The following is a 25,754-nucleotide window of genomic DNA, read 5'->3' on the forward strand; positions in this document are numbered from 1 at the left end:
GCCGGAGAACGCCGATCAGGTGGTGGCGCGCTCCTCCGCCTCGGCCCGCGAGGCCTCCGCCCGCTCCGCCTCGGCCCACTTCGCCGCCTGCTGCTCGTTGGCCAGGCGCCGTGCCCGGACCTGCTCGGAGGTCTTGCCGACGTTGAGCAACCGGGCCACCTCGGCCCGCAGCGCGACGAACGCCTCGGACTCGCGCGTGGTGATCTGGTCGCGCTCGGCGGGCAGGTCGACCTTCAGGTCCGCCACGACCGACGCGGGCGACGTGGAGAGCACCAGGATGCGGTCGCCCAGGTAGACGCTCTCGTCGATGTCGTGCGTCACCACGAGCACCGTGGTGTCCTGCTCGGTGCGCACCTTCAGCAGCAGGTCCTCCAGCTCGAACCGGGTCTGCGCGTCCACCGACGCGAACGGCTCGTCCATCAGCAGCAACGCGGGCCGGTAGGCCAGCGCCCTGGCGATCGCGACGCGCTGCTGCATGCCGCCCGACAGCTGCCACGGGTACTTGCGGCCCGCCGCCGACAGGCCGACCCACTCCAACGCCTCGGCCGCGCGGGCACGGCGTTCGGCGCGGCCCAGCGAGCGGCGCAGCGGGAACTCGACGTTCTTCTGCACCGTCAGCCAGGGGAACAGCGAGCGGCTGTAGTCCTGGAACACCACGGCCAGGTCGTCGGGCACGCCGCGGACCTCGTTGCCGTGCAGGCTGATCTCGCCGCGGGTCGGGCGGATCAGGCCGGAGATGGTGCGCAGCAGCGTGGACTTGCCGCAGCCGGACGGACCGACCACGCAGACCAGCTCGCCGGTGCCGACGGTGAACGACAGGTCGGCTATCGCGGTGTGCGCGCCGTCCTTCGCCTGGTAGGTGTGGCCGAGGTCGGCCACTTCGAGCATCGCGGTCATACTTTTTCCTCCACCGTCGCGGGGGTGCGCTCCTGCTTCGGTTGCCACGCAAGGGCTTTGCGCTCGAAGGCGAGGAGCACGGTGTTGAGGGCGTAGCCGAGGACACCCAGCAGGATGATCCCGGCCCACATGTCGGGGAAGTCGAACTCCCGCTGTGCGACGAGGAGTTGCGACCCGATCCCGTTGTCGGTTCCGACCAGTTCGGAGACGACCATGAGCACCAGCGACAGCGACAGGGAGACCCGCAACCCCGCGAAGATCTTCGGCGCCGCGGAGGGCAGCACGACACCGAGGATCCACTGTGGCTTGGGGATGCGGAACACCGCCGAGGTCTCGAACTTCGTGGTGTCGACGGAACGTGCGCCGTCGATGCTGTTGAGCAGGATGGGCCACAGCACGCCGAAGATGATCGTGGCGAGCTGCATGGTGGTGCCGATGCTGAACACGAGCAGGAACACCGGCACCAGCAGGGGCGGTGGGATGGAGCGCATGAACGTCAGCAGCGGCCCGGCGTACTCGGCGGCCGTCGCGGAACGGCCGAGCGCCACGCCGAGCGAGATGCCGACGACGGCCGCGACGCCCCAGCCGGTGAGCAGCCGACCGATGCTCGGCAGCACGTGCTCGAACACCGTGTCGGTGAGGAAGAGGTCGCCGGCCGGGCCGGAGAACCACAGGCCCTGCGCCGCCACGGCGATCTCGGTCGGGCGGGGGAAGAACGTGTCGTCGGCGTACCAGGTGAGCAGCTCCCAGACCACGACGAGGCCCGCGAACACCGCCCACCGCTGGACGAATCGGGTCACGACCGACCTCCGGTGACCGAGCTCCAGCCGACCCAGCGGCGCTGGGCGCGTTCCAGCCCTTCGTTGAGCAGGTAGCCGATCACGCCCGCGACCACGGTGCCGGCCAGCACGATGTCCATCCGCCCACCGCCGCTGCGGGCGTCCGCGATGAACTGCCCGATGCCGCCGGAGCCGCCTTCCAGCAGCTCCACGCTGACCACCACGACCAGGCTCGTCGTGGCGGCGAGCCGGATGCCGGTCAGCACGAACGGCAACGCGCTGGGCAGCGCCACCGACGCCAGCACGCGCACCCTGCCCGCGCCGAACGCCCGCGCCGTCTCGACCAGCAGGGGGTCGAGCTCGTCGAGCGCGTAGATGGTGTTGAACAGGATGGGCCAGATGGCCGCGTACACCGCGAGGGTGATCTTGGTTTCCGGCCCGATGCCGAGCAGCAGCACCGCCAGCGGGATCAGTGCCACCGACGGGATGGGCCGCAGGAACTCGACCACCGCGCGGGTGGCGTGCCGGACGGACGCCACGCTGCCCAGGACGAGGCCGAGCGGGACGGCGATCCCGGTCGACAGCCCCACGGCGATGAGCACGGCGAGGACCGTCGCGACGACGTCCCGCAGGAAAGTCTCGTCCCCCAACAACTTCGCGAGTTCCACCGCTACGACGGACGGCGGTGGCAGGTACTCCGGGGGAACCAGCCGGGACCGGCCGAACAGCTCCCAGATGACGAGGAACCCGGCCACACCGAGCAGTCCTCGGGTGAGCGCACGCACGCGCAAACGCCTCTTCCCAGTTGATCAACCCCAGCCAACCCGGCTCAATCTAGAGAGAGAAGTCCGCCGCCACAATGAGTGGCGGGAAAACTTCGGGATGTGATCTTGCAAATTGCTGTCAGCGGACGCTGAAGCGAGGTAACCCTTCCACTGAGTGGGATCAGGGGTTGGCGCACGGCGGTTCGTAGGGCATGTCGGGGAAGTAGCCGGCCCACTGCTGACCGGTGATCCCGGGGTGCGCGGTGGCACAGATCCGCTCCACCACCCGGTCCAGGTCGGTCTCCCAGAACCGCAGCACCGGGTCGCCCGCGCTGACCAGGGTGTGCCCGTCGGGCGCGAACGCCACCGAGGTGGCGCCCGAGGAGTGCGCGGCGAACACGGCCGACTGCCGCACCGGCCCGTGCCCGGCACCGGCGCAGGCGCTCAGGCCGCGCCGGCACGGTCGTGTCCCACTCCTCGACCACCCCGTCGACGCCGGCGACCACCAGCCGGTCCCCGGTGCCGTCGAACGCCGGCGCGATGATCGGGACGTCGCGGTTGTCCTGGTCGGCGAACTCGGCGGTCTGCGCCATGGTCTTCACGTCCCACGGCCTGGTCCACCCGTCGGTGGTCCCGGCCGCGGCGAAGTGCCTGCCCTTCGGGCTGAACGCCACCACGCCGCCCCGTCCGGCCTCGCCCACCAGGACGGTGGACGCGCCGGTCGTCACGTCGACCGCGTGCACCCGGTCGGCCAGCGGGACCACCACCACGCGCTCGGAGAGGAACGCCGCCTCGCCCGAGCGGGCGACACGATCGCCTCGCGCAGTTCGTCCGCGGACATGGGGCCGACCAGGACGTGCCCGCCGCGCAGCGCCTCCACCAGCTCCGGGTACTGCCCGCAGTGGCCCAGGAAGTCGGCGCGCACACCCAGCACCACCCGCGTGCGGCTGGTCGGGGTGGTCGCGGCGGTGGTCAGCGCGGAGATGAACGCGGCCCGTTCGGCGGGCTCCGGGCACAGCGTGAAGACCTCTTCGAACTGGTCGACCACGATCAGCAGGTCGTCGTCACCGGCGATGAGCGCCTGCCGGACGCGCCGAACACACCGGCGAACCGGCGTTGCGCGACCAGGCCCACCAGCTCGCGCACCACCCGGTCGCGGCCGAAGAACCGGTCCGCGTCCCGCACTTGGAACGCCGCCGGCCCCGTGTACGGGGCTTCGGTCGGGTCGGGCGGGGTGCGCGGGTTGGCGTCGGCGAGCCGTCCGGCCGGCGCCCGCCGGCGCGACTCCCACGTCACGGCGTCGCCGCCGCAGGCCCGCACGTACGCCAACGTCACCGCGAGGATGGGCAGCCGCCGCCCGTTCGCCGCCTCCGACAGGGCCGCCGCCGAGTAGTGCGCGTCCCGGGCCAACCGCCGGTAGGCGGGGCTGCCCGCCTGCTCGCGCAGGGTCGCAGGTCCGCGGCGAACTCGCCGAGGTCACGGCTGTCGGCCCGCAACGGGCCTTCCGGTCCGGCCATCGTCGCCCTCCCCCTTCGGCGAGGGCGATTGTTCAGAGAAGCCTGTTCAGCGTCCACGCGCTGACACTGAACAACCCTTCTGCCGTAGGAATGGCGATGAGACCGGTGGGGGGTCTCGGCAAGGGGGGAAGGGCGCTTGGTGGTGAAGGGGGCCTCCGCCAAGCGCCTTCCCCTGCTAGAGCCCGACGGCCTTGTAGAGGGAGCCGACTTCCTGGCGGTTGAGCACCCGCATCGAACCGGGGCGCTGGTTGCCCAGGCGCACGTCGCCGACGGCGGTGCGGACCAGGTGCTCGACGGGGTGGCCGACGTGGTCGAGCAGGCGGCGCACGATGTGCTTGCGGCCCTCGTGCAGGACCACCTCGACCAGCGCCTTGCCCGGCATGGACGAGATCAGCTTGAACGAGTCGACCGCGATCGGGCCGTCCTCCAGCTCGACGCCCGCGCGCAGGCGCTTGCCGAGGTCCTTCGGGATCGGGCCGGGCACCTCGGCCAGGTAGGTCTTGGTGATCTCGTAGGACGGGTGCATCAGCCGGTGGGCGAGGTCGCCGTCGTTGGTCAGCAGCAGCAGGCCCTCGGTGTCGGCGTCCAGCCTGCCGACGTGGAACAGGCGTTCCTTGCGGTTGTGCAGGTAGTCGCCGACGCACGGGCGGTGCGCGTCGTCGTGCATGGTGGACAGCACACCGCGCGGCTTGTTGAACGCGATGGTCACCACGTCTTCCTTGAGCACCACGCGCACGCCGTCGACGTGCACGACCGCGGTGTCCGGGTCGACGCGGCGGCCCTGCTCGCGGACCACCTCGCCGTCGACCTGGACGCGGCCGAGTTCGATCAGCTCCTCGGCGACCCGCCGCGAGGCGATGCCCGCCTTGGCGAGCACCTTCTGGAGCCGGATCCCCTCGGGTTGACCTGAGGGGTTCGGCACGGCTCGGTCAGACATCGTCGATCGCATCCACTTCGGGCAACAGGGGGGCGATCGGCGGCAGGTCGCCCAACGACGACAGCCCCAACCGCTCCAGGAACAGTTCGGTCGTGCGGTAAAGGATGCCACCCGTGTCGGAGTCCGTGCCCGTCTCGGCGATCAGGCCGCGCGCGACGAGCGTGCGGATGACCCCGTCGACGTTCACGCCGCGCACCGCCGCGATCCGGGCCCTGGTCACGGGCTGCCGGTAGGCGATGACCGCGAGTGTCTCCAACGCGGCCCGGGTGAGCTTGGCGCGCTGCCCGTCGAGCAGCAGTTTCTCCACGAATGGCGCGAAGCGGTCCCGCGTGTAGAACCGCCAGCCGTCGCCGATTCTACGCAGGTCGACGCCGCTGTTCCGCTCGGTGTACCGGGCGGCCAGCCGGTGCAGGGCGGTGGTGACGCGCTTCACGGACTGTTCCAGGACGGCGGCGAGCTGTTCTTCGGCGATCGGGGTGTCGACGACGAGCAGGATCGACTCCAACGCGCCCTCGAACTCCGACTCGTCGGACAGGTCGGGCAACCCACCGGCCTCGTCGTCCGCCGCGACCTCGTCAGCGCCCGCCTCCGGTTCGGGTACCAGCGCCAACACCGGCGAGCCGACCTCACCGGGTCCGGCCACCTGGGATCCGGCCACGTCGGGTCCGGCCACCTGGGCTTCATCCACGTCGGGTCCGGCCACCTCGGGTCCGGCCACCTCCGGCTCGGCGACCCCCGGTTCGGCGACCTCCGGCTCGGCGACCTCGGGCTCGGCGACCTCCGGCTCGTAGCCCGCCGCGACCGACTCCACCGCGGCATCGGCATCGGGCCCGGACACCGGCTCGGCGTGCTCGTCCCGGCCCGCCTCCTCGGCGGGCACGGGCACGGGCCCGGGGCCGGTCGGTCGGTCGTCGCTCACCCGTACTCCTCGTCCTCGTCGCGGGCCTGCGCCTGCGCCTCGTCGATCGTCCCGCCGACCCAGGTGATGCGCAGCTCGCCCAGCGGGTCCGGCTGCTCGAAGGCCAGCGCCCTCTCCCGGTACAGCTCCAGCAGCGCCAGGAACCGCGCGACGACCTCCATCGTCTCCGTGCACTCGGCGATCAGCTCGGCGAACGTCGCCGTGCCCGCCTCCGCCAGCAGCACGCGCAGCATCTCGGCGTGCTCGCGCACCGACACCCGGTGCTGGTGGATGTGCGACGTGGACACCGTCGGCGGCGGCTTGGGCCGGAACACGACCGCGGCGATCTCGCTGAACCGCCGCGCGTCCACCCCCAGCATCACCTCGGGCAACAGCCCCTCGTACCGCTGCTCCAGCGCCACCGACCGCGGGTAGCGCCGGTAGGCGCCCCGCTCCAGCTCCGCGAACAGCGCCGCGACCTGCTTGTACGCCCGGTACTGCAGCAGCCGCGCGAACAGCAGGTCCCGCGCCTCCAGCAGCGCCAGGTCCTCCTCGTCCTCCACGTCACCCGAGGGCAGCAGGCGGGCCGCCTTGAGGTCGAGCAGGGTCGCCGCGATGACCAGGAACTCGGTCGTCTCGTCCAGGTCCCACCGGTCGCCCAACGCCCGGATGTAGGCGATGAAGTCGTCGGTGACGGTGTGCAGCGCCACCTCGGTCACGTCGAGCGTGTGCTGCGAGATCAGCTGGAGCAGCAGGTCGAACGGGCCCTCGAAGTTGGTCAGCTTGACCTTGAACCGACCGTCGTCCGGCGCCGCGGGCCCGACCGGCTCGACCTCGACCGGCTCAGCCACCTCGACCGGCTCGACCACCTCGACCGGCGCGGCCACTTCGGGTTCGGTCCGGGGTGCGTCCCCGCTCACCGCTCGCGCAACCTACGCACGAGCAGCGAGTCCTCGCCGTGCCCTTCGAGGTCGTCCAGCACGATCGCGATGGCCTCGCGCACCACGCGACCCCGGTCGACCGCCAGGCCGTGCTCGCCGCGCAACGCCAGCCGCGCGTGCTCCAACGCCAGCAGCTCCTCGTCGGACACGTACACGGTGATCTTCGTCGAGTGCTTCTGCCGCCCGGTGCCGCGCCGCTGCGCCGGCGCCGCGGGCTCGGTCGCGGGCGCGTCGGCGGACGTGGCACCCGTCGTGAGGCGGAACAGCTCGGACGCGCCCGGCAGCGATGGGCGTCGGGTCACCGGGCGATCACCTCGCGCGCCAACGCGCGGTACGCCTTCGCCCCCGCCGAGCGCGGGGCCCAGCTGGTGATCGGCTCGCCGGCGACGGTCGTCTCCGGGAACCGGACGGTGCGGTTGATCACCGTGTCGAACACGACGTCGCCGAACGCCTCGACCACGCGCGCCATCACCTCGCGGGAGTGCAGCGTGCGCGGGTCGTACATGGTGGCGAGGATCCCGGTGATCTCCAGCTTCGGGTTCAACCGCTCCCTGACCTTCTCGATGGTGTCTATCAACAGGGCGACCCCGCGCAGGCTGAAGAACTCGCACTCCAGCGGGATGAGGACGCCGTCGGCCGCCGCGAGGGCGTTGACCGTGAGCAGTCCCAGCGACGGCTGGCAGTCGACCAGCACGTAGTCGTAGTGCTCGATGACCGGCCGCAACGTGCGGACCAGCGTGTGCTCCCGGCCCACCTCGGACACCAGCTGGATCTCCGCGGCGGACAGGTCGATGTTGCTGGGCAGCAGGTCCATGCCCTCGACCGGGGTCTGCATGATCACGTCGGCGACGCCGACATCGCGTTCCATGATCACGTTGTAGATCGTCTGGTCGAGCTGGTGCGGGTGCACGCCGAGGCCGACCGACAGCGCGCCCTGCGGGTCGAAGTCGACCAGCAGCACCTTCCGCCCGTACTCGGTCAGCGCGGCGCCCAGGTTGATGGTGGACGTGGTCTTGCCGACCCCGCCCTTCTGGTTGCACACCGCGAGGATCTTCGCCGGGCCGTGCCGGGCGACCAGCGGTGGGTCTGCGACGTAGCGCAACGGGCGGCCGGTCGGCCCCATGTCGCCGGCGACCTGCTCGGTGTGGTCCTCGTCCGCGGGTGCGGCGTGCGGGGCGAGGCTCAGCTCGACCGAGGCGCGCGGCACACCGGACGGTGGCGGGGGTGGTGGGGGTGCGCCCCACGCCTGACCCGCGTGCTCCGGTGTCGACATCGCCTTCCCGATTCCTAGTCCTCTGCCTGGGCGCAGCCTAGGCACACCGCGGTCCACCAGCAACGCGCCCCGCCGAAGCGGGACCGATCGTTCTCAACGCGTCTCAACGCGTCGCGTCCACCGGATCGGCCGCCGGCGCCACCCGCTCGGCGGTCCGGTCACCGGTCTTGCGGCACGTCCGGTCGACCGCGCGGAGCACGACGTCGAGCAGTCCGGGGAACAGCTCGTCGAGGTCGTCCCGCCGCAGCGACACCCACCGCTGGTTGCCGCGCGCCCTGGTCCGGGTGATGCCCGCCTCCCGCAGCACCCGCAGGTGCTGCGACAACGTGGACTTGGCGACCTCCACCGCCAGCGCGCCGCACAGGCGCTCGCCGTCGGCCTCGATCTGCCGCACCACCGCCAGCCGGGTGGCGTCGCTCAACGCGTGCAACACCGCGCCCAGCTCGATCGCACTGCGCTCGGGCTCGTCCAAGTTCGGCACCTGCTCGGCACCTCCAGCTCGTCGGGCTCATCGGAAGTGGGTGGTTACCCGGTCAGGTGTGCGACCACGGTACCCGTGGGCCGCTCATGTTCCACCCGATGCGCGAGGATGGGCGGTCGCGTAGACCTCGCGCAAGGTGTTGACCGTGACCAACGTGTAGACCTGCGTCGTCGTCACGGAGGCGTGGCCCAGCAGCTCCTGGACCACGCGCACGTCCGCGCCTCCTTCGAGCAGGTGGGTGGCGAACGAGTGGCGCAGCGTGTGCGGCGAGACCTCGGCTCGGATGCCCGCCCGTTCGGCCGCGGTCTTGAGCACGTGCCAGGCGGTCTGCCGGGACAACCGCCCGCCGCGGGCGTTGAGGAACAGCGCGGGCGTGCCGCTTTTGGCCAGGACGGGGCGGGCGCGCACGAGGTAGGCCTCCAGGGCTCGCAGGGCGGGGCGGCCGACGGGCACGATGCGCTGCTTGCCGCCCTTGCCGTCGAGCAGCACGGTGCGCTCGGCGGCGTCGACGTCGTCCACGTCCAGGCCGATGACCTCGGAGATCCGCGCGCCACTGGAGTACAGCAGTTCCAGCAGGGCGCGGTCGCGCAGGTGCGCCGGGGTCTCGGTGGGGCCTTCGAGGAGCTTCAGCACGTCGTCCACGGGCAGGGCCTTGGGCAGCCGGCGCGGCGGTGTCGGGGGGCGGACGGCGCGGGCCGGGTCGTGCGCGGTGATGCCTTCGAGGTGGGCGAACCGGTGCAGACCGCGCACGGCGACCACCGTGCGCGCGGCGGACGAGGCGGCCAGCCCGGCTTCGCGCAGCACCGCCAGGAAGTCGCCGACCAGGGCCTCGGAGACGTCGGCCAGGTCGTCGACGCCCTTGGCCGCCAGGTGCTCGGCGTAGCGGCGCAGGTCGCGGCCGTAGGAGTCGAGCGTGTTGCGCGCCGTGCCCCGCTCCACCGCCAGGTGGTCCAGGTAGGCCCTCATCGCACGCCCCGCAGGGGTACCCGCCAAGGGGACCCCTGCTTTTACCTTACCGGCGGGGTCCGACAATTCCGGCGCTCCACCACCCGCGGCCGGATCGCTCGCAGCCCCACCAGCCGAAGCCTGACCAGCCACAGCCTGGCCAGCCGCAGCTTCACCGGCCGCAGCCTCGCCGGCCGCAGCCTGACCAACCACAACCCCACCATCCACAGGCCGCTCACCAGCACCGACGGCAGCCGGACCGCCGCCGACGGCCGGGCCGTCGCCCTCCCGACGGCTCACAGCCGGGCCAGCGGAACGTGCCGCATCCCGTGCGCCTTGGCCACCTCGGCCTGCACGACGGCGCCGCGCACCGCGTTCACGCCCTTCGCCAGCGCCGGATCCTCGCTGATCGCCCGCCGGAAACCCTTGTCCGCCAACGCCGTCACGTAGGGCAGTGTGACGTTCGTGAGCGCCCACGTCGAGGTGTGCGGCACCGCGCCCGGCATGTTGGCCACGCAGTAGAAGACCGAGTCGTGCACCCGGTACGTCGGGTCGTCGTGCGTCGTCGGCCGCGAGTCGGCGAAGCACCCGCCCTGGTCGATGGCGATGTCCACGAGCACCGAACCGGACCGCATGGTCGCCACGAGGTCGTTGCCCACCAGCGTCGGCGCCTTCGCGCCCGGCACCAGCACCGCGCCGATCACCAGGTCCGCCCACCGGCACGCCTTCTCCACCTCGTAGGAGTTGCTCGCCACCGTCTGCAGGTGCCCCCGGTAGGTGAAGTCGATCTGGCGCAGCCGGTTGACGTTGGTGTCCAGCACGACCACCTCCGCCTGCATCCCCAGCGCGACCGCGGCGGCGTTCATGCCCGCCACCCCCGCGCCGAGCACCACCACCTTGCCGGCGGGCACACCCGGCACGCCGCCGAGCAGCACGCCGCGCCCGCCCTGGTTGCGTTCCAGGCAGTGCGCCCCGACCTGCGCGGCCATCCGCCCGGCGACCTCGCTCATCGGCGCGAGCAGCGGCAACGAGCCGTCGGGCAGCTGCACGGTCTCGTAGGCGACGGCGTCGATCCCGGAGGCGACGATCGCGCGCGTGCACTCGGCGTTCGCGGCCAGGTGCAGGTAGGTGAACAGGGTCTGGTTCGGTCGCATCCGGTGGAACTCCTCGGCGACCGGCTCCTTGACCTTGAGCACCAGCTCGGCCGCGCCCCACACGTCGTCGGCGGCCGGCGTGATCTCCGCACCGGCCGCGACGAACTCGGCGTCCGGGATCGAGGAACCACCGCCCGCGCCGGACTCGATCAGCACGCGGTGCCCCCGTCGTACCAGCTCCACCACACCCGCGGGGGTGATGGCGACCCGGTACTCGTGGTTCTTCACCTCTCGCGGCACTCCGACCAGCACCCTCGAAGCGTAGGTCGACCAGCGGGTTCCGGCTCGACCAAGCGTGCTCGGCTGTTAGCGTTGACCTGTGTCGGAACCACACCAGGTGCGCATCGGCGACCAGCAGCGCGAAGAGGCGATCAGCGCCCTGAACGACCACTTCGCGTCCGGTCGCCTGGAGATCGGCGAGTACGAGCAGCGCGTCGGCTACGCGTCCGCGGCCCAGTCCGCGCAGGACCTGGCCGCGCTGTTCCACGACCTGCCGCTGCCGCACCCGGTGTTCCTGCCGCCCGCGTACCCGCAGACCGCCGCGTACCCGCCGCCACCGCCGCCGCCCGGCTACCAGACGCCCGGCCAGGGCATCCCTCCCGGCTACCCGCCGCCCGGCTACGCCGACCCGTCCCAGACCTACGGGACGGCGTACGGCTACCAGCCCGGTTTCAACCCGAACGCGCCGTACGGGCTGGACCCGCTCACCGGGCAGCCGCTGTCGGACAAGTCGCGCATCGCGGCGGGCGTGCTGCAGCTGGCGCTGCCGTTCGGCATCGGCCGGTTCTACATCGGTGACACCGCGATCGGCATCGCGCAGCTGCTGACCTGCGGCGGGTGCGGCATCTGGTCCCTGATCGACGGGATCATCCTGCTGGTCAACGGCGGCACGGACAGCCAGGGCCGCAAGCTACGCGACTAGGTTGCGCACGAGCATCCACGTGACGGCCAGCGCCACCACCGGTACGCCCACCTTCCGCGACACCGGTGGTGTCGGCCTGCCGTTCCTCGCCGCCCGGAACCACCGCAGCCACAGCCAGACCAGCAGCGGCAGCCCCACCAGCAGCATGACGGCGTTGAACTCCCAGGCGCCGACGAGGTCGCCGTGCAGCAGGGCGTGCACCATCCGCGTCGACCCGCAGGCCGGGCACTGGATGCCGGTCAACGCGTAGAGCGGGCACGGCGGCAGCAGCGACCCCGGCTGGTTGGGGTCGACGAACAGCAGCACCCCGCACCCGGCCACCGCCGCCGCGGCCACCGCCAACGGACCACGCACACCCACGACAGCCATTATCCGCCGACCTGACCGTAGAACTCACCGGTCCTGAACGTAGGACACGGCCGTTCCGAACGTAGGACACGCGCGACCTGAACGTAGGACACGCGCGACCTGGAGGTTCGACTCGCGCGAGCTGGACGTAGGACTCCCGCGAGAGTCCTACGTCCAGGTACCGCGGGTCGAACGGTCAGGAGGAGCGGGAGGCGAAGCGGGTCGGGCGGTCCCGGAACGGGGCGTCGGAGGGACGGCCCTCGGCGCCCGAGGCGACCACGGCGTGCGCGGCGAGCAGGCCGGACACGGCGGGGCCGTTGACGATCTCCCCGGCCAGGACCATGTCCACCGCCTCGGCCAGCGGGAAGCTCTTCGCCTCCAGGTCGGCCTCCTCCTCGCCCTGCACGTCGCGGTCCACCGCGGTGAGCCCACGCGCCAGGAACACCCGCACCACCTCGTCGGTGAACCCCGGCGACACGGCGACGTCCACCAACGTCACCCACTCCGACGCCGCCAGCCCGACCTCTTCGGCCAGCTCCCGCCGTGCGGCGGCCAGCGGTGTCTCGTCACCGGAGTCCAACAGCCCGGCCGGCAGCTCCCAGAGCCGCCGGCCGAGCGGGTGCCGGTACTGGTCAATCAACGTGACCGCACCGGCATCGTCCAAGGCCACCACCGCCACCGCACCGAGGTGTTCCACCACCTCGCGCGACGCGGTTCCGCCACCAGGCATGGCGACCTCGTCCACCCGCAACGCGACGACGCGCCCGACGTGCACGTCCCGCGACGAAACGGTTCCGAACTCGTGCCGACCGGTCACTGCGCGACCCCCGCGGTCTCGGGCAGCGGCAGCCGGTCGGCCAGCCGGTAGTCCAACGCCGCCTTCACGAACGCCGCGAACAGCGGGTGCGGGCGGGTCGGACGGGACTTCAGCTCCGGGTGCGCCTGCGTGGCCACGAAGAACGGGTGCACGTCGGCGGGCAGCTCGACGAACTCCACCAGCCGCCCGTCCGGCGACGTCCCGGAGAACACCAGCCCGGCCGAGCTCAATTGCGACCGGTAGGCGTTGTTGACCTCGTACCGGTGCCGGTGCCGCTCGGACACCTCCACCGACCCGTAGGCCGACGCCACCTGCGACCCCGGCAGCAGCTTGGCCGGGTACGCGCCGAGCCGCATGGTGCCGCCCATGTCCCGCTGCCCGGAGACGACGTCCTCCTGGTCGGCCATGGTGCTGATCACCGGCGACCCGGTGTCCTCGAACTCCGAGGAGTTCGCGTCGGCGATGCCCGCGAGGTTCCGCGCGGCCTCGATGACCAGGCACTGCAACCCCAGGCACAGGCCGAGCAGCGGGATGCCGCGGGTCCGCGCGTAGGTGATGGCGCCGATCTTGCCCTCGATGCCGCGCACCCCGAACCCGCCGGGGATGAGGACCGCGTCGAGCCCGCTCAGGGCGTGCGACGCGCCGGACGGCGTCTGGCACTCGTCGGACGGCACCCACACGATCTCGACCTTGGTGCGGTGCGCGAACCCGCCGGCCCGCAACGCCTCGGTCACCGACAGGTAGGCGTCGGGCAGGTCGACGTACTTGCCGACCAGGCCGATGCGGACCTTCTCGGACGGGTTGTGCACCCGGTCGAGCAGGTCGCCCCACACGGTCCAGTCGACGTCGCGGAACGGCAGGTCCAGCCGCCGCACCACGTACGCGTCCAGCCCTTCGCCGTGCAGGACCTTCGGGATGTCGTAGATGGACCGCGCGTCCACCGCCGCCACCACGGCCTCGGTGTCCACGTCGCACATCAGGCCGATCTTGCGCTTCAACGCGTCCGGGATCTCCCGGTCCGCCCGGCACACGATGGCGTCGGGCTGGATGCCGATGTTGCGCAGCGCGGCGACGGAGTGCTGCGTCGGCTTGGTCTTCAGCTCACCCGACGGCGCGAGGTAGGGCACCAGCGACACGTGCAGGAAGAACACGTTGTCGCGGCCCACGTCGTGGCGCACCTGCCGGCACGCCTCCAGGAACGGCAGCGACTCGATGTCGCCGACCGTGCCGCCGACCTCGGTGATCACCACGTCCGGGATGACGCCGTCGGGCCCCGGCTCGGCCATGGCCCGGATGCGCCGCTTGATCTCGTCGGTGATGTGCGGGATCACCTGGACGGTGTCGCCCAGGTACTCGCCGCGCCGCTCCTTGGCGATGACCTCGGAGTACACCTGCCCGGTGGTCACGTTCGCGTCACCGGAGAGGTCACGCGCCAGGAACCGCTCGTAGTGGCCGATGTCGAGGTCGGTCTCCGCACCGTCGTCGGTGACGAACACCTCGCCGTGCTGGAACGGGTTCATCGTGCCCGGGTCCACGTTCAGGTACGGGTCCAACTTCTGCATGGTCACCCGCAGACCACGAGAGGTGAGCAGCTGTCCGAGGCTGGACGCGGTCAACCCCTTGCCGAGGGACGACGCCACACCCCCGGTGACGAAAACGTGCTTGGTCGTACGTGCCTGCTGCACCAAGGAGGCTCCCCGTGGTCTGGATTTCCGCTAGGGCCAGGCTGCGGTGGTTCCGCACAGCTCAGCGCCCTGTCCACGGGCCCTAACGCTAACACGCCGCCGGTCACCCAGCGCGCTGGTGGGTCCGGAGGCGTGTCACTCGGATGGCCTAGGGCCGTGCGAGCGGGGCTCGACGGGTCCGCGAACCGGCCACGAACCAGGCACGAACACCCGGTTCCGGCCCGACGGACCGACACCCGGTCCGCCGCCCCGACGCCGCATTCCGCCGTTCCCGGTGTCTCAGCCGGCCGTGCCCGGCGCGGGGCCCTCCGCGTTGCCCGCCACCCCGTACCGCCCGGCCTTGCCCTCCAGCTGGTCACGCAGCGCGAGCACCACCACCACGCGCCCGGCCGCGGTGTCGGCGTTGTCCACGGTGGACAGCACGGACGTCGCCGCCGTGTCGGCCCGCACGACACCGACCGCGCCGGTGCCGTCGGCCGAACCCGCGCCGCCCGCCAGCACCGCGCCCGCGCCGGACCGGTCCAGCTGGGTGGCGAACCGGGCCACCACCGCCGCCCGGTCGGCCGACGAGTCGCCCTCGACCGCGCCGCCGGTCAGCACCACGGCCAGCTGCGCCGGCCGCAGGTTCTGGCCGGGCTTGACGAAACCGGCGCTGGACAGCCCGCCCAGCGCCGCCGCCAGCTCGTCCGGCGTGGCCTGCGGCTGGTTGGTGTCCTTGTCGATCAGCAGCGCGGCACCGAACAGGCCGCCCGCCCTGGTGCCGGGGTCGCCGCCGGTGGGCAGCTGGGTGCCGGCGGGTTGCAGCCGGGCGACCAGGTCGAGCAGCTGGTCGGCCTTGTCCGGGTCGGTGAACGACTCGGTGAGCTGGAGCTCGCCGGTGACCTCCGCGCCCGCGGCGCGCAGCAGGTCGGTCAACGCGTCGCGGTCGTCCGGCTTCGCGTCGGCGGTGGTGACCAGCACGACGGTCCGCTCGGCCAGCTGCCCCTTCGCCGCCAGCGGGCCGACGGATCCCGCGAACCGCTCCGCGTCGGCGAGACGGGCGTCCAGGCCGTTGCGCTCCGCCTGCAACGCGGCGACCTCCCGGCCCAACGCGCCGTTGTCGTCGTTGAGCCCGGACAGCAGCCGGCCGCTGATCGCGGTCGAGCCCAGCACCACCCCTACGGCCAGCGCGAGGAACACCGCGGTGATGGAGACGATGTGGTAGCGCAGCGAGATCACGCGAACAACCCCTTGAACCAGTCGGCGACGGATCGGAACGCGTCGGCGGCGATGTCGAGGTAGACCTGGCCGACGCCGGACACCGCGAGCGCGGCCGTCATCGCCACGACCGCGGCCAGCACCAGCAGGGCGATCAGGCCCGTCGACACCCGGCCGCGGTGCAGGGTCGCGACGGCGTGCGAGTCCACGAGCTTGTTGCCGAGCTTGAGCCGGGTGAGGAACGTCGAGGGGTTGGACCCGGAGTTGCCGCGGTCCAGGAACTCCCGCAGCCCGGCCTGCACCCCCACCGTCACCACCAGCGACGCACCGTGCGCCTCGGCCAGCAGCAGCGCCAGGTCCTCCGCGTTGCCGGTCGCCGGGAACGTCACCGCGCCGATGCCCAGGTCCTGGATGCGCTCCAGGCCCGGCGCGTGGCCGTCGACCTGCGCGGGCACCACGACCTCGGAGCCCGACCGCAGCGTCGCGGTGCCGATCACGTCCGGGTCGCCGACGATCACGTCCGGGGCGAACCCGGCGTCGTGCAGGGTGTCCGCGCCCGCGTCCACGCCGATCAGCACCGGCCGGTGCTCGCGGATGTACTTGCGCAGCCCGCGCAGCTCCTCGGCGTGCGTGGGGCCGCCCGCGACGACCAGCACCTGCCGGTCCCGGATCGGCACGTACAGCTCGGGCACGCCGACGCCGTCGAGCAGCAGCGCCCGTTCCCGGCGCAGGAACTCGATGGTGTTGGCGGAGAACGCCTCCAGTTGCGCGGCCATGCCCGCTTTGGCCTCGATCATCGCGTCGGCGACCGACTCGGCGGTCTGCCGCACCCCGCGCGCGACCTCCTTGTCGCCGACCAGCACCGCGCCGTCGTGCAACCGCAGCTTGGTGCCGTCCTTGACCTCGCGCAGCACCGCCGTGCCGACGCCGTCGACCAGCGGGATGCCCGCCTCGACCAGCAGTTCCGGGCCGAGGTTCGGGAACCGGCCGGAGATGGACGGCGAGGCGTTCACCACGCCCGCCACCTCGGCGTGCACCAGGGCCTCGGCGGTGCGGCGGTCGATGTCGACGTGGTCGAGCACCGCGATGTCACCCGGACTCAGCCGGCGCAGCAGGTCACCCGAGCGACGATCGACCCGCGCCACACCGGTGACGCCTGGCAGTTCGCGGTTCGTGCGGCCGAGCAACCCGGAGAGCTTCATGGACCGATGGTGACTCACGTCGCGCGCGGTCGGCGGCCAACACGCCGAGCCGATCCCGGCTGGTCAATGACACTGTCAATCCACAGTGGACGGATTACCCCCGGTCGGGTGACGACGGTCGGTCCGGTGACGGGTCCGCCGCCGCGCCGCCCCCCGGCGGGTCGGTCACCGGTGGCCGCGCGGTGTCGGCAGGCCAGGCGGTGGCGGCGGGCGACGTGGTGTCGGCCGGCGGCACGTCCAGCTCGTCGACGGGGATGGCGATGCCGAACGGCGGCGTGTCGTCGTCGTCCACCTGGTAGACCGACACCCCCGCGGGCCGCGGCACGCGCGCGGGCCAGTCGTGCGCGAGCACCGCGCCGACCAGCAGCGCCAGCGCCGCAGCGCCCGCCAACCACGTGCCCGTGCCGACGAACTCGTCCGACGTGACGGTGGCCCCGGCGTTGCCGCTGCCGAACAGCGTCCCCAGCGTCTCCAGCGCCGCCCACAGCACGCCGACGACCAGCCCGCAGCCCGCGAGCACGACGAACCGGCCGATCGCGGCGAGCAGCGGCGACCGCAGTTGCAGCAGCGCGCCGACGCCGGCCAGGACGGCGGCGAGCACCAGGGCGTGCCCGTACACGGGGAACCCGTAGGTCATCGACTCGCCGGACGGCAGGGGTTCCTGCACGTACTCCCAGCCGGTGAGCGCCACCAGCCGGCGCGAGGTCTCCTGCGCCTGGCCGCCGGGCCCGAACCGCGCCACGGACTCGACCCCGTACAGCGGGAACAGCGAGCCCAGCGCCACGAACAGCGCACCCGCGCCGATGGTGATGACGGCGATCGCACGCCGGGTCATGGGGCGTTCTCCTCGGTGTTCGGGGACGTGCCGCGGCCCGGCGGACCGGCCGACCCACCCCTACCAGAAAAGCCGCGCCGGACGCCGCCGCCATCGGCCGACCGGGTGCCGTTGCGCCGCCGGCCCGGCCGCGCGCCCGTCACAGGCCGTCGGTGCGGGGATCGTCGGCGCGGCGGTCGTCGGCGCGGGGATCGTCGTACTCGGACGCCGGGAGCTGCGCGACCTCGACCACCGGGATCCCGAACGGCGGGGTGTCGGTGTCGTCGTCCTCGCCGCCGTCCACCCGGTAGACCACCGGCCCCTCGGGCCGCGGCGCGGTCCGACGGGCGTGCAGCAGCACCACGCCGACCACCGCGAGCAGCACCGACGCCCCCAACACCGGCACGCTCTCACCGACCTCCACGGTGAAGCCCTCGGATCCGCCACGCGACGCGTTGCCGTCCATGGACACGACGACCGCCACCACCGCCCAGACCGAGCCGACGAGCACACCCGTCCCGGCGATCCCGAGGTACCGGGCGGCCAGGCGTTGCGCCTCCGGCAGGAACACCAGCGCCGCCGCTATCGCCAGCAGCACCGCCGACACCACGATCGGCACCCCGTACTGGGGGCTCTGCACGGGAGGGAAGTCCGGGTCGCCGGGGAATTCGGCGAAGACGTACTCCCACGACGTGACGGTGATGAGGGGCGTCATGCCGCCGCTCGCGGCGCCCTCCGAGTACAGCGGCAGGAACGTGCCGACCACGGCCGTGGCGCCGGCCGCCACCAACAGGGCCGCGCCGAACAGCCGTCGGCTCACTTCTTCTTCGCCTTGCGCCGCACCACGGGCACGCTCTCCTTGTCCGCCTTCGCCGCCGCCAACAACTCCTCGGCGTGCGCCCGGCCCGTGTCGGTGGAGTCCATGCCCGCGAGCATCCGCGCGAGCTCGACCACCCGCTGCGACTCGTCCAACCGGCGCACACCGCTGCGGGTCAGCACGCCGTCCGCGGTCTTGTCCACCACCAGGTGCCGGTCGGCGAACGCGGCGACCTGCGGCAGGTGCGTGACCACGATGACCTGGTGGCTGCGCGCCAACCGGGCGAGCCTGCGGCCCACCTCGACCGCCGCCCGACCACCGACACCGGCGTCGACCTCGTCGAACACCAGCGTGGGCACCGGGTCGGAGTGCGACAGCACCACCTCAAGCGCCAGCATCACGCGCGACAGCTCACCGCCGGACGCGCCCTTGTGCACCGGCAGCGCGGGCGCGCCGGGGTGCGCGATCAGCCGCAGCTCCACGTCGTCCACCCCGCTGGCACCCGCGTGCAGCAGCTGCCCGCCGACCTTCAACGCCTGCGCGTCGCCCTGCTCGGCCACCCTGGGCCGCACCGCGACCTCGACCGTGGCGTGCGGCATGGCCAGGCCCGTGAGCTCGTCCGACACGGCCTTGCCCAGCTCCTCGGCCGCCGCGACCCGTTCGGCGGTCACCTGCCGGGCGTGCCCGGCCAGCTCCACCGCCAGCTCGTCGCGCCGGGCCGCCAACGCGGCCAACGCCTCGTCGGACGTGTCGAGCCCGGACAGCCGCGTCGACGCGTCCTGCGCCCACGCGATCACACCGTCGACGTCGGCGGCGTACTTGCGGGTCAACGACTTCAGCTCGGACTGGCGGGCGAGCACCTGCTCCAACCGCGCCGGGTCGGCGTCCAGGTGCTCCAGGTACGACGCGATCTCCGCGCCGACGTCGGCCAGCAGCGTCTCCGCCTCCACCAGCCGGGGCTCCAGGTCGCGCAGCTGCGGGTCGTCCGTCGCTGTCAGCCGCCGACGGGCCTCGCCGATCAGCCCCAACGCGCCGGGCACGTCCGGGTCGCCGTCGGGTGAGCCCGCCACCGCGTACTGCGCGCCGGACGCGGCCTCGCGCAACTGGTCGGCGTCGGCCAACCGGCGCGCCTCGGCGACCAGCTCCTCGTCCTCGCCGGGCTTCGGGTCGACCGAGTTGATCTCGGTCAGGCCGTGCCGCAGCATCTCGGCCTCGCGGGCCAGCTCGTGCGACCGCGCGGTGCGCTCGGACAGCTCCGTCGCGACCCGCAACCACTCGTCGCGGACCTTCCGGTAGGACCGCAACGGCCCGGCGACCTCGTCACCGGCGAACCGGTCGAGCACCGACCGCTGCTCGGCGGGCCGCAGCAACCGCAGCTGGTCGTTCTGCCCGTGCACCGCCAGCAACTGCTCGGCCAGCTCGGCCAGCACGCCGACCGGCACGGACCGGCCGCCCAGGTGTGCCCGGGAACGCCCGTCGGCGCCGACGGTGCGGATCGCGATCACGCTGCCGTCGTCGTCGGGCTGGCCGCCGACCTCCTCGGCGACCTTGGCCGCCGGGCTGCCCGCGGGCGCGGCGAACCGCCCTTCGACCACCGCCTTGTCCGCGCCGTTGCGCACGCGGGACGCTTCGGCCCGACCACCGCCCAGCAGGTGGAGCCCGGTGACGACCATCGTCTTGCCCGCGCCGGTCTCGCCCGTCACCACGGTGAAACCGGCATCGAGCTCAAGGGTGGCCTCGTCGATCACACCGAGGCCCTGGATGCGCATCTCGGCCAGCACGACGGGAACACTACTGGGCGACGCTGACAAAGCGTGTGTTCGGGGGCGGGTGTTCGCCTGTTGATCTACCCGTCCTGCTTGGCGGACGGACCGCGCCACCCCTGCACCGGCAGCGCGAACTTCTCCACCAGCCGGTCGGTGAACGGACCCGGCCGCAGCCGGATCAGCCGCAGCGGGGTGCTGCCGCCGACGACCTCGACCCGCGCGCCCGGCGGCAGGTTGATCGTGCGGCGGCCGTCCGCGCACAACACCGCCGGATGGCCCTCCGGGTCGACCTCCAGCGCCACCACGGACGCGGGTGACACCACCAGCGGCCGCGCGAACAGGGCGTGCGCGTTGCTCGGCACCACCAGCAGCGCCTGCACGTCCGGCCACACCACCGGTCCGCCTGCCGAGAACGCGTACGCCGTCGACCCGGTCGGGGTCGCCACCAGCACGCCGTCGCAGCCGAACGCCGACACCGGCCGCCCGTCCACCTCCACCACGACGTCCAGGATCCGTTCCCGGGTGCTCTTCTCCACGCTGGCCTCGTTGAGCGCCCACGTGCCTTCGAGCACCTCGCCGTCGACCGACGCGGTGATGTCGAGCGTCATCCGCTCCTCGACCTCGTAGTCCCGCTCGATGACGTGCGCGATCGCCTCGTACAGCGCGTCGGAGTCGGCCTCGGCCAGGAACCCGACCCGGCCCAGGTTCACCCCGAGCACCGGCACACCCGCCGCCCGCGCCAACTCGGCCGCGCGCAGCAGCGTGCCGTCACCGCCGAGCACGAACACCAACTCGGTGCCCTCGGCGGCCTTCTCGTCGGCCAGCACGACCTGCGTGTAGCACGACGGGTCCAGCTCGGGCGCCTCGTCCTCCAGCACCCGCAGCCTCACCCCGCCCGCCGCGAACCGCGCCGCGACCTCCTGGGCCACCAGCACGTTGCTGCGCCGCCCGGTGTGGACGACCAGCAGGATCTCCCTCACCGGATCCCCGCCCACTGGACCCGCGTTCACCGGATCTCCGCCCACTGGATCCCCGCCCACTGGATCCCCGTTCACCGGATCCCCGTTCACTGGGGACCTGCCGCCACGGCGGCGCGCACGAGCGCGGCGGCGTCCGCCGCGTCGAGGGGTTCGCCCCGGCGCAGCCAGACGAAGAACTCGACGTTGCCCGAAGGTCCCGGCAGCGGGCTCGCGGTGACGCCGTGCAGGCGCAGGCCGAGCCCGGCCGCGGACCCGACGACGTCCAGCACCGCCTCCGCGCGCAGCTCCGGATCCCGCACCACACCGCCCGACCCGAGCCGTTCCTTCCCCACCTCGAACTGGGGTTTCACCATCGGCAGCAAGTCGCCCTCCTCGTCGAGGCACGCGGCCAGCGCGGGCAGCACCAGCCTCAACGAGATGAACGAGAGATCGGCCACCACCAGTTCAACCGGACCGCCGATGTCTTCGGGTGTCAACGACCGCACGTTCGTCCTGTCCTTGACCACGACCCGGTCGTCGGTGCGCAACCGCCAGTCCAGCAGGCCGCGGCCGACGTCGGCCGCGACGACCTGCCGGGCACCCGCCCGCAGCAGCACGTCGGTGAACCCGCCGGTGGACGCGCCCGCGTCCAGGCACCGCCTGCCCCCGACCACCACCCCGTCGAACGCCTCCAGCGCGCCGACCAGCTTGTGCGCGCCCCGTGAGGCGTAGTTCGGGCCGTCGGTCTCGCGGACCACGACCGCGGTGTCCAGCTCGACGGCGGTGGCGGGTTTCGTGGCCACGGTGCCGCGCACGCTCACCCGACCCTCGGCGACCAGTTGGCTCGCGTGCTCCCGTGACCTGGCCAGCCCGCGGCGGACCAGTTCGGCGTCCAGCCGAGCCCTGCGCGGCACCGGTCAGACCTTGTCGATGCTGGACAACGCGACCGTCAACGCGGTGTGCGCGTCGTCGAACCGGGCCACGTGCTCGACCACGTCGAGCGCGTCCAGCCCGTCGAGACCGGCCAGGGCGTCGTCGATCCCGGCCACGGGATCACGCGGCGGGCCGGGGAGGGGAACCTCGAAGCTCACAGGATTCAAGGTAGCCGATGGAGCACGGACAGGTCGGCAGCCACGTAGGTGGGACGCCGGTCCTGCGGCAGGGCCATCACCTCGGCCTCGGTGGACACACCGGTGAGCACCAGCAGCGAGTCCATGCCCGCGTTGACCGCGCCCGCGATGTCGGTGTCCAGCCGGTCGCCCACGACCAGCGGCCGTTGCGCACCCGCCGACTTCGCGGCCTGCTCCAGCAGCGGCGTCGCCGGCTTGCCCGCCACCAGCGGTTCCACGCCCGTCGCCGTCCGCAGCGCGGCGACCAGCGCCCCGTTGCCGGGTAGCAGACCCCGTTCGGTGGGCAGCGTGGCGTCGACGTTGCAGGCGATCCAGTGCGCGCCGCCGTGGCGGATCGCGACGCACGCCTCGGCCAGCTGACGCCAACCCAGCTCCTGCGACAGGCCCTGGACGACCGCCTGGGCGTGCTCGGCGCTGTCGGTCGGCCGGTACCCGCGCAGCCGCACCTGCTCGGCCAGCGCGTCCGTGCCGAGGACCAGCACGTGCGCGCCCTGCGGCACCAGGTCCGACAGCATCGCCGCACCGGCCTGGGCGCTCGTGCTCACCTCGTCCAGCGCGGCGTTGAAGCCCAGTTCGGTGAGGTGCTCGGCCACCGCCTCGGGCGAGCGGGAGGCGTTGTTGGTGACGAACCGGATGCCGGTGCCGTGCTCGCGGGCCGCGGCGACCGCCTCGACCGCGCCGGGCACGGCTTCCCGCCCCCGGTAGACCGTGCCGTCGAGGTCCAGCAGCAGGGCGTCGTAACGGGCCAGCAGCACAGGCGTCTCCGTTCGGGAGTTCTCCGGGAAGGCTTCTCCGGCTGGGCACAAGTCTGAAGGCTCGGCACCGGGTGGTGCCGAGCCTTCAGGTGTGCGATCGGTCATGTGACCGCGGTGGCGGTCAGTCCTGCGGGCTGATGTCGAACGCCCGCTCGGCCGCGTCGGTCTCGTTGTCGTCGTCGGCCTGCGCCGCGTTGAGGAACCACTTCACGGCTTCCTCGGTGCGGCCGGCCGCCTCCAGGTTGTCCGCGTAGGCGTAGAACAGGCGGGCGCTCCACGGGTCACGCCGCTTCTCGTCCAGGTCGTCGCCCTGCAGCGCCACCACGGCCGCGTCCAGCTGCCCCATGTCCCGCCGGGCGCCGGCCGCGACGATCCGCAGCTCCACCGCCTCGTCCGGGGACAGCAGCGACACCTGCGCCTCACGGGCCAGCTCGATGGCCCGCTCCGGACGCCCCAGCGCCCGCTCGCAGTCGGCCATCACCGCGACGTGCCCGGTGCTGTTCGACATGCGCCGTGCGGCCCGCAGCTCCGACAACGCCTCGGCCCACTCGCCCGCGTGGTAGGCGGCCAGCCCGGCGGCCTCGCGGACCACCGCGACCCGCGCCGCCTTCGACCGCGCGTACCGGGCGTGCTCCAGCGCCAGTTCGGGCTCGCTGTCGATGAGCATGCCCGCCGCCGCCAGGTGCCGGCCCACGATGTCGGCCAGACCCTTGGGCAGGCCGCGCAGCTCCTGCTTCACCTCGGGGTCGAGGATCGAGATGTCGGCGTCGTCGGGCAGCTCGGGCGTGCGTGCCCGGGTGAACACCCGTTCGTCGGAGTCGACCGCTTCGGCGACTTCGCCCGTGCCGTTGCCCGCACTGCCGGCGGGCTCGACGAGGGCCTCCACGGCGCTCCCGTTGACGGCGACGACGGCGTTGCCTGCATCGACGCCGTCGACGGCCTCGGGCTCCACGCCCTCCGCCTCGTCGTCCTCGTCGTCTTCATCGCTCTGATCGGCGTCCGGCTCGGCCGCGGTTCCGGCGTCGAGCTCGGGCGTCACGGACTCCTCGGCGACGACCACGGCCTCGGCCTGGACCGCGTCATCCCGGACGGCGTCGACAGCGGTCGCCTCGACGTCAGTCGTGGCGCCGTCGACGTCCTGCGGGGTCTCGGCCTGGGTGACCCGCTCCTGGAACCGCGCGGCCCGATCGCGACTGCGCTCGTCCCGCCGATCGCTCACGGGCTTGTCGGACCGCGGCTTGTCGACTCGGGGCTTGTCGGACCTGGGCTTGTCGGACCGGGGCTTGTCGTAACGCGGCCGGTCATCGCGGCGCTGGTACCCACCGCGGTCACCACTGGGACGGTCACTGCCCGACCGGTCATCGCGACGCGGGTAGCTGGGTCGCTCGCCGCCGCGGTCACCACTGGGCCGGTCGTCCCGACGCTGGTAACCACCACGGTCGCTGCCACTGCTGCCCCGGTCGTCACGACGCGGGTAGCTGGGACGATCCCCACCGCGGTCGCCACTCGGCCGGTCGTCGCGGCGCTGGTATCCACCGCGGTCACCACTGGGCCGGTCGTCCCGACGCTGGTAACCGCCGCGGTCGCCACCACGCTCGCCACCGCGGTCGTCGCGGCGCGGGTAGCTGGGGCGGTCACCGCCGCGGTCACCACTGGGCCGGTCATCCCTACGGGGGTAGCCGCCACGGTCACTACCGCTGCTGCCCCGGTCGTCACGACGCGGGTAGCTGGGACGGTCACCGCTAGGCCGGTCATCCCGACGCTGGTAACCACCGCGATCACCGCTGGGCCGGTCGTCGCGACGCTGGTATCCGCCACGGTCACCACTCGGCCGGTCGTCGCGGCGCTGATAACCACCGCGATCACCACTGGGCCGGTCGTCCCGACGCTGGTAGCCACCGCGGTCGCCACTGGGCCGGCCACTGCCCGACCGGTCATCGCGACGCGGGTAGCTGGGTCGGTCACCGCCGCGGTCACCACTGGGCCGGTCATCCCGACGCTGGTAACCACCACGATCACCACTGGGGCGGTCACTGCCGGAACGGTCGTCCCGGCGCGGGTATCCACCACGGTCACTACTGGGGCGGTCGCTGCCAGAGCGGTCATCGCGACGGGGGTAGCCGCCGCGGTCATCCCGCTTGTCGTCGCGCCGGAACCCGCCCCGGTCACCGGTGCGGTCGTCGCGACGTGGTGCGCCGGCGCGGTCATCGCGGCGCGGGTAGCTGGGTCGGTCCCCGGAGTCCCGGCGGAAGCCGCCACTCCGGTTGTCATCCCGTCGGGGAGCTGCGCCACGGTCGTCACGGGGCTTGTCGTAGCGAGGCCGTTCGCCTCGGTTGTCATCCCGCCGGTCGCCACCGCGCGGCTTGTCGCCACTGGTGTACCGGTCGTTGCCAGGCCGGTCGTCCCGGCGTGGATAGCCGCCGCTCGACCGCCCACCCGTGCTGCGGGCGTCACGGCCACCGCTGCTGCTGGGCTTGCGGCTTCCCTGGGCACGGCCACCGTCGTCGGATCGGCGCGGTCGGTCTCCCTGGCCACGCTGACGGTCGCCGGGTCGATCCCCGAACCTGGACACTAACTCCTCCTACTGTGGACACGCCGAAAGGGCTTGCGGTTTGGAGCACAAATCAATGTGCCCCCACCACAAGCCCTTTCAGGGAAGAATGTTCGGCGGCGTCCTACTCTCCCACACCCTCACGAGTGCAGTACCATCGGCGCTGGAAGGCTTAACTACCGGGTTCGGAATGGGACCGGGTGTT

At 72.6% G+C, this 25,754-nt stretch carries 29 protein-coding genes and 1 rRNA gene; 1 reads left to right on the forward strand and 29 read right to left on the reverse strand.

Annotated elements, in window-relative coordinates; genetic code table 11:
* Positions 1-15 precede the first annotated feature (15 nt).
* From AB0K14_RS38020 to ald, 14 genes are all read right to left on the reverse strand, one after another.
* Complete coding sequence (locus AB0K14_RS38020; RefSeq protein ID WP_360460423.1) at positions 16-897, reverse strand: ABC transporter ATP-binding protein; 882 nt, start codon at positions 895-897, stop codon at positions 16-18.
* Positions 894-1,697 (reverse strand): ABC transporter permease, encoded by an 804-nt coding sequence (locus AB0K14_RS38025; protein WP_360460425.1) that lies wholly within the window; start codon positions 1,695-1,697, stop codon positions 894-896. The genes AB0K14_RS38020 and AB0K14_RS38025 overlap by 4 nt, the downstream gene beginning before the upstream one ends.
* Entirely contained in the window at positions 1,694-2,461 is a 768-nt protein-coding gene (locus AB0K14_RS38030; protein WP_360460427.1) for an ABC transporter permease, read from the reverse strand. The genes AB0K14_RS38025 and AB0K14_RS38030 overlap by 4 nt, the downstream gene beginning before the upstream one ends.
* Positions 2,462-2,621: 160 nt before the next feature.
* Positions 2,622-2,855, reverse strand: a complete 234-nt coding sequence (locus AB0K14_RS38035; RefSeq protein WP_360460429.1) for a hypothetical protein — start codon at positions 2,853-2,855, stop codon at positions 2,622-2,624.
* A 309-nt stretch (positions 2,856-3,164) separates the two neighbouring features.
* Positions 3,165-3,488: a hypothetical protein gene (locus AB0K14_RS38040; protein WP_360460431.1), complete on the reverse strand. Its 324-nt coding sequence runs from the start codon at positions 3,486-3,488 to the stop codon at positions 3,165-3,167.
* A gap of 2 nt (positions 3,489-3,490) precedes the next feature.
* A complete protein-coding gene (locus tag AB0K14_RS38045) occupies positions 3,491-3,850 on the reverse strand; it encodes a hypothetical protein (RefSeq protein ID WP_360460433.1) in 360 nt (119 codons plus the stop codon).
* Positions 3,851-4,132: 282 nt separating this feature from the next.
* A complete protein-coding gene (locus AB0K14_RS38050; protein WP_360460435.1) occupies positions 4,133-4,894 on the reverse strand; it encodes a pseudouridine synthase in 762 nt (253 codons plus the stop codon).
* Entirely contained in the window at positions 4,887-5,813 is a 927-nt protein-coding gene (scpB, locus tag AB0K14_RS38055; RefSeq protein ID WP_360460437.1) for an SMC-Scp complex subunit ScpB, read from the reverse strand. Before scpB ends, AB0K14_RS38050 begins: the two co-directional genes overlap by 8 nt.
* On the reverse strand, positions 5,810-6,643 hold the full coding sequence (locus AB0K14_RS38060; RefSeq protein WP_360460468.1) for a segregation/condensation protein A: 834 nt from the start codon (positions 6,641-6,643) through the stop codon (positions 5,810-5,812). The genes scpB and AB0K14_RS38060 overlap by 4 nt, the downstream gene beginning before the upstream one ends.
* A gap of 65 nt (positions 6,644-6,708) precedes the next feature.
* Positions 6,709-7,035 carry a hypothetical protein gene (locus tag AB0K14_RS38065; protein WP_360460439.1) on the reverse strand — a complete coding sequence of 109 codons (327 nt, stop codon included), beginning with the start codon at positions 7,033-7,035 and terminating at the stop codon, positions 6,709-6,711.
* Complete coding sequence (locus AB0K14_RS38070; RefSeq protein ID WP_360460470.1) at positions 7,032-7,856, reverse strand: ParA family protein; 825 nt, start codon at positions 7,854-7,856, stop codon at positions 7,032-7,034. Before AB0K14_RS38070 ends, AB0K14_RS38065 begins: the two co-directional genes overlap by 4 nt.
* Positions 7,857-8,109: 253 nt before the next feature.
* Positions 8,110-8,487, reverse strand: a complete 378-nt coding sequence (locus AB0K14_RS38075; protein ID WP_360460441.1) for a metalloregulator ArsR/SmtB family transcription factor — start codon at positions 8,485-8,487, stop codon at positions 8,110-8,112.
* A gap of 84 nt (positions 8,488-8,571) precedes the next feature.
* Positions 8,572-9,453: a site-specific tyrosine recombinase XerD gene (gene xerD, locus AB0K14_RS38080; RefSeq protein ID WP_360460443.1), complete on the reverse strand. Its 882-nt coding sequence runs from the start codon at positions 9,451-9,453 to the stop codon at positions 8,572-8,574.
* Between the two features lie 275 nt (positions 9,454-9,728).
* Positions 9,729-10,838 (reverse strand): alanine dehydrogenase, encoded by a 1,110-nt coding sequence (gene ald / locus AB0K14_RS38085; protein WP_360460445.1) that lies wholly within the window; start codon positions 10,836-10,838, stop codon positions 9,729-9,731.
* A 67-nt stretch (positions 10,839-10,905) separates the two neighbouring features.
* On the opposite strand from ald, the gene AB0K14_RS38090 reads away from it, so the two are divergent.
* Complete coding sequence (locus AB0K14_RS38090) at positions 10,906-11,508, forward strand: DUF1707 domain-containing protein (RefSeq protein ID WP_360460446.1); 603 nt, start codon at positions 10,906-10,908, stop codon at positions 11,506-11,508.
* On the opposite strand, the gene AB0K14_RS38095 is transcribed toward AB0K14_RS38090, so the two are convergent.
* The 15 genes from AB0K14_RS38095 to rrf all read right to left on the reverse strand — a co-directional run.
* Positions 11,497-11,868, reverse strand: coding sequence for a DUF2752 domain-containing protein (locus AB0K14_RS38095; RefSeq protein WP_360460448.1), 372 nt, complete (start codon positions 11,866-11,868; stop codon positions 11,497-11,499). The genes AB0K14_RS38090 and AB0K14_RS38095 overlap by 12 nt on opposite strands.
* Before the next feature lie 184 nt (positions 11,869-12,052).
* On the reverse strand, positions 12,053-12,631 hold the full coding sequence (locus tag AB0K14_RS38100) for an NUDIX hydrolase (RefSeq protein ID WP_360460450.1): 579 nt from the start codon (positions 12,629-12,631) through the stop codon (positions 12,053-12,055).
* Positions 12,632-12,669: 38 nt separating this feature from the next.
* Positions 12,670-14,361 (reverse strand): CTP synthase, encoded by a 1,692-nt coding sequence (locus tag AB0K14_RS38105; protein WP_360460452.1) that lies wholly within the window; start codon positions 14,359-14,361, stop codon positions 12,670-12,672.
* Between the two features lie 276 nt (positions 14,362-14,637).
* Positions 14,638-15,576, reverse strand: coding sequence for a copper transporter (locus AB0K14_RS38110; RefSeq protein WP_360460454.1), 939 nt, complete (start codon positions 15,574-15,576; stop codon positions 14,638-14,640).
* On the reverse strand, positions 15,573-16,757 hold the full coding sequence (gene steA, locus AB0K14_RS38115) for a putative cytokinetic ring protein SteA (RefSeq protein WP_360460456.1): 1,185 nt from the start codon (positions 16,755-16,757) through the stop codon (positions 15,573-15,575). Before steA ends, AB0K14_RS38110 begins: the two co-directional genes overlap by 4 nt.
* A 94-nt stretch (positions 16,758-16,851) precedes the next feature.
* Positions 16,852-17,592: a hypothetical protein gene (locus AB0K14_RS38120; protein ID WP_360460458.1), complete on the reverse strand. Its 741-nt coding sequence runs from the start codon at positions 17,590-17,592 to the stop codon at positions 16,852-16,854.
* Positions 17,593-17,731: 139 nt separating this feature from the next.
* Complete coding sequence (locus AB0K14_RS38125) at positions 17,732-18,391, reverse strand: hypothetical protein (protein WP_360460460.1); 660 nt, start codon at positions 18,389-18,391, stop codon at positions 17,732-17,734.
* Positions 18,388-20,169, reverse strand: a complete 1,782-nt coding sequence (recN, locus tag AB0K14_RS38130; RefSeq protein WP_360460462.1) for a DNA repair protein RecN — start codon at positions 20,167-20,169, stop codon at positions 18,388-18,390. Before recN ends, AB0K14_RS38125 begins: the two co-directional genes overlap by 4 nt.
* A gap of 65 nt (positions 20,170-20,234) precedes the next feature.
* Entirely contained in the window at positions 20,235-21,125 is an 891-nt protein-coding gene (locus AB0K14_RS38135) for an NAD kinase (protein ID WP_360460472.1), read from the reverse strand.
* 95 nt (positions 21,126-21,220) lie between these two features.
* Positions 21,221-22,027 (reverse strand): TlyA family RNA methyltransferase, encoded by an 807-nt coding sequence (locus AB0K14_RS38140; protein WP_364340282.1) that lies wholly within the window; start codon positions 22,025-22,027, stop codon positions 21,221-21,223.
* Positions 22,028-22,030: 3 nt separating this feature from the next.
* Positions 22,031-22,204 (reverse strand): hypothetical protein, encoded by a 174-nt coding sequence (locus AB0K14_RS38145; protein WP_360466744.1) that lies wholly within the window; start codon positions 22,202-22,204, stop codon positions 22,031-22,033.
* A 5-nt stretch (positions 22,205-22,209) separates the two neighbouring features.
* Entirely contained in the window at positions 22,210-22,998 is a 789-nt protein-coding gene (locus tag AB0K14_RS38150; RefSeq protein ID WP_360466741.1) for an HAD-IIA family hydrolase, read from the reverse strand.
* 121 nt (positions 22,999-23,119) lie between these two features.
* Positions 23,120-24,217, reverse strand: a complete 1,098-nt coding sequence (locus AB0K14_RS38155; protein WP_360466738.1) for a hypothetical protein — start codon at positions 24,215-24,217, stop codon at positions 23,120-23,122.
* Positions 24,214-25,533, reverse strand: coding sequence for a hypothetical protein (locus AB0K14_RS38160; RefSeq protein WP_360466736.1), 1,320 nt, complete (start codon positions 25,531-25,533; stop codon positions 24,214-24,216). The genes AB0K14_RS38155 and AB0K14_RS38160 overlap by 4 nt, the downstream gene beginning before the upstream one ends.
* 127 nt (positions 25,534-25,660) lie before the next feature.
* A 5S ribosomal RNA gene (rrf, locus tag AB0K14_RS38165) occupies positions 25,661-25,754 on the reverse strand; the annotation flags it as partial.

Source organism: Actinosynnema sp. NPDC050801 (assembly GCF_040673975.1).
Taxonomy (GTDB): domain Bacteria; phylum Actinomycetota; class Actinomycetes; order Mycobacteriales; family Pseudonocardiaceae; genus Actinosynnema.

Bases quoted from the DNA above. Each gene is read 5' to 3' on its own strand.
- AB0K14_RS38020 (WP_360460423.1), bottom strand. From the start codon at position 897: ATGACCGCGATGCTCGAAGTGGCCGACCTCGGCCACACCTACCAGGCG.
- AB0K14_RS38050 (WP_360460435.1), bottom strand. From the start codon at position 4,894: ATGTCTGACCGAGCCGTGCCGAACCCCTCAGGTCAACCCGAGGGGATC.
- AB0K14_RS38070 (WP_360460470.1), bottom strand. From the start codon at position 7,856: ATGGGGCCGACCGGCCGCCCGTTGCGCTACGTCGCAGACCCACCGCTG.
- xerD (WP_360460443.1), bottom strand. From the start codon at position 9,453: ATGAGGGCCTACCTGGACCACCTGGCGGTGGAGCGGGGCACGGCGCGC.
- steA (WP_360460456.1), bottom strand. From the start codon at position 16,757: ATGAAGCTCTCCGGGTTGCTCGGCCGCACGAACCGCGAACTGCCAGGC.
- AB0K14_RS38120 (WP_360460458.1), bottom strand. From the start codon at position 17,592: ATGACCCGGCGTGCGATCGCCGTCATCACCATCGGCGCGGGTGCGCTG.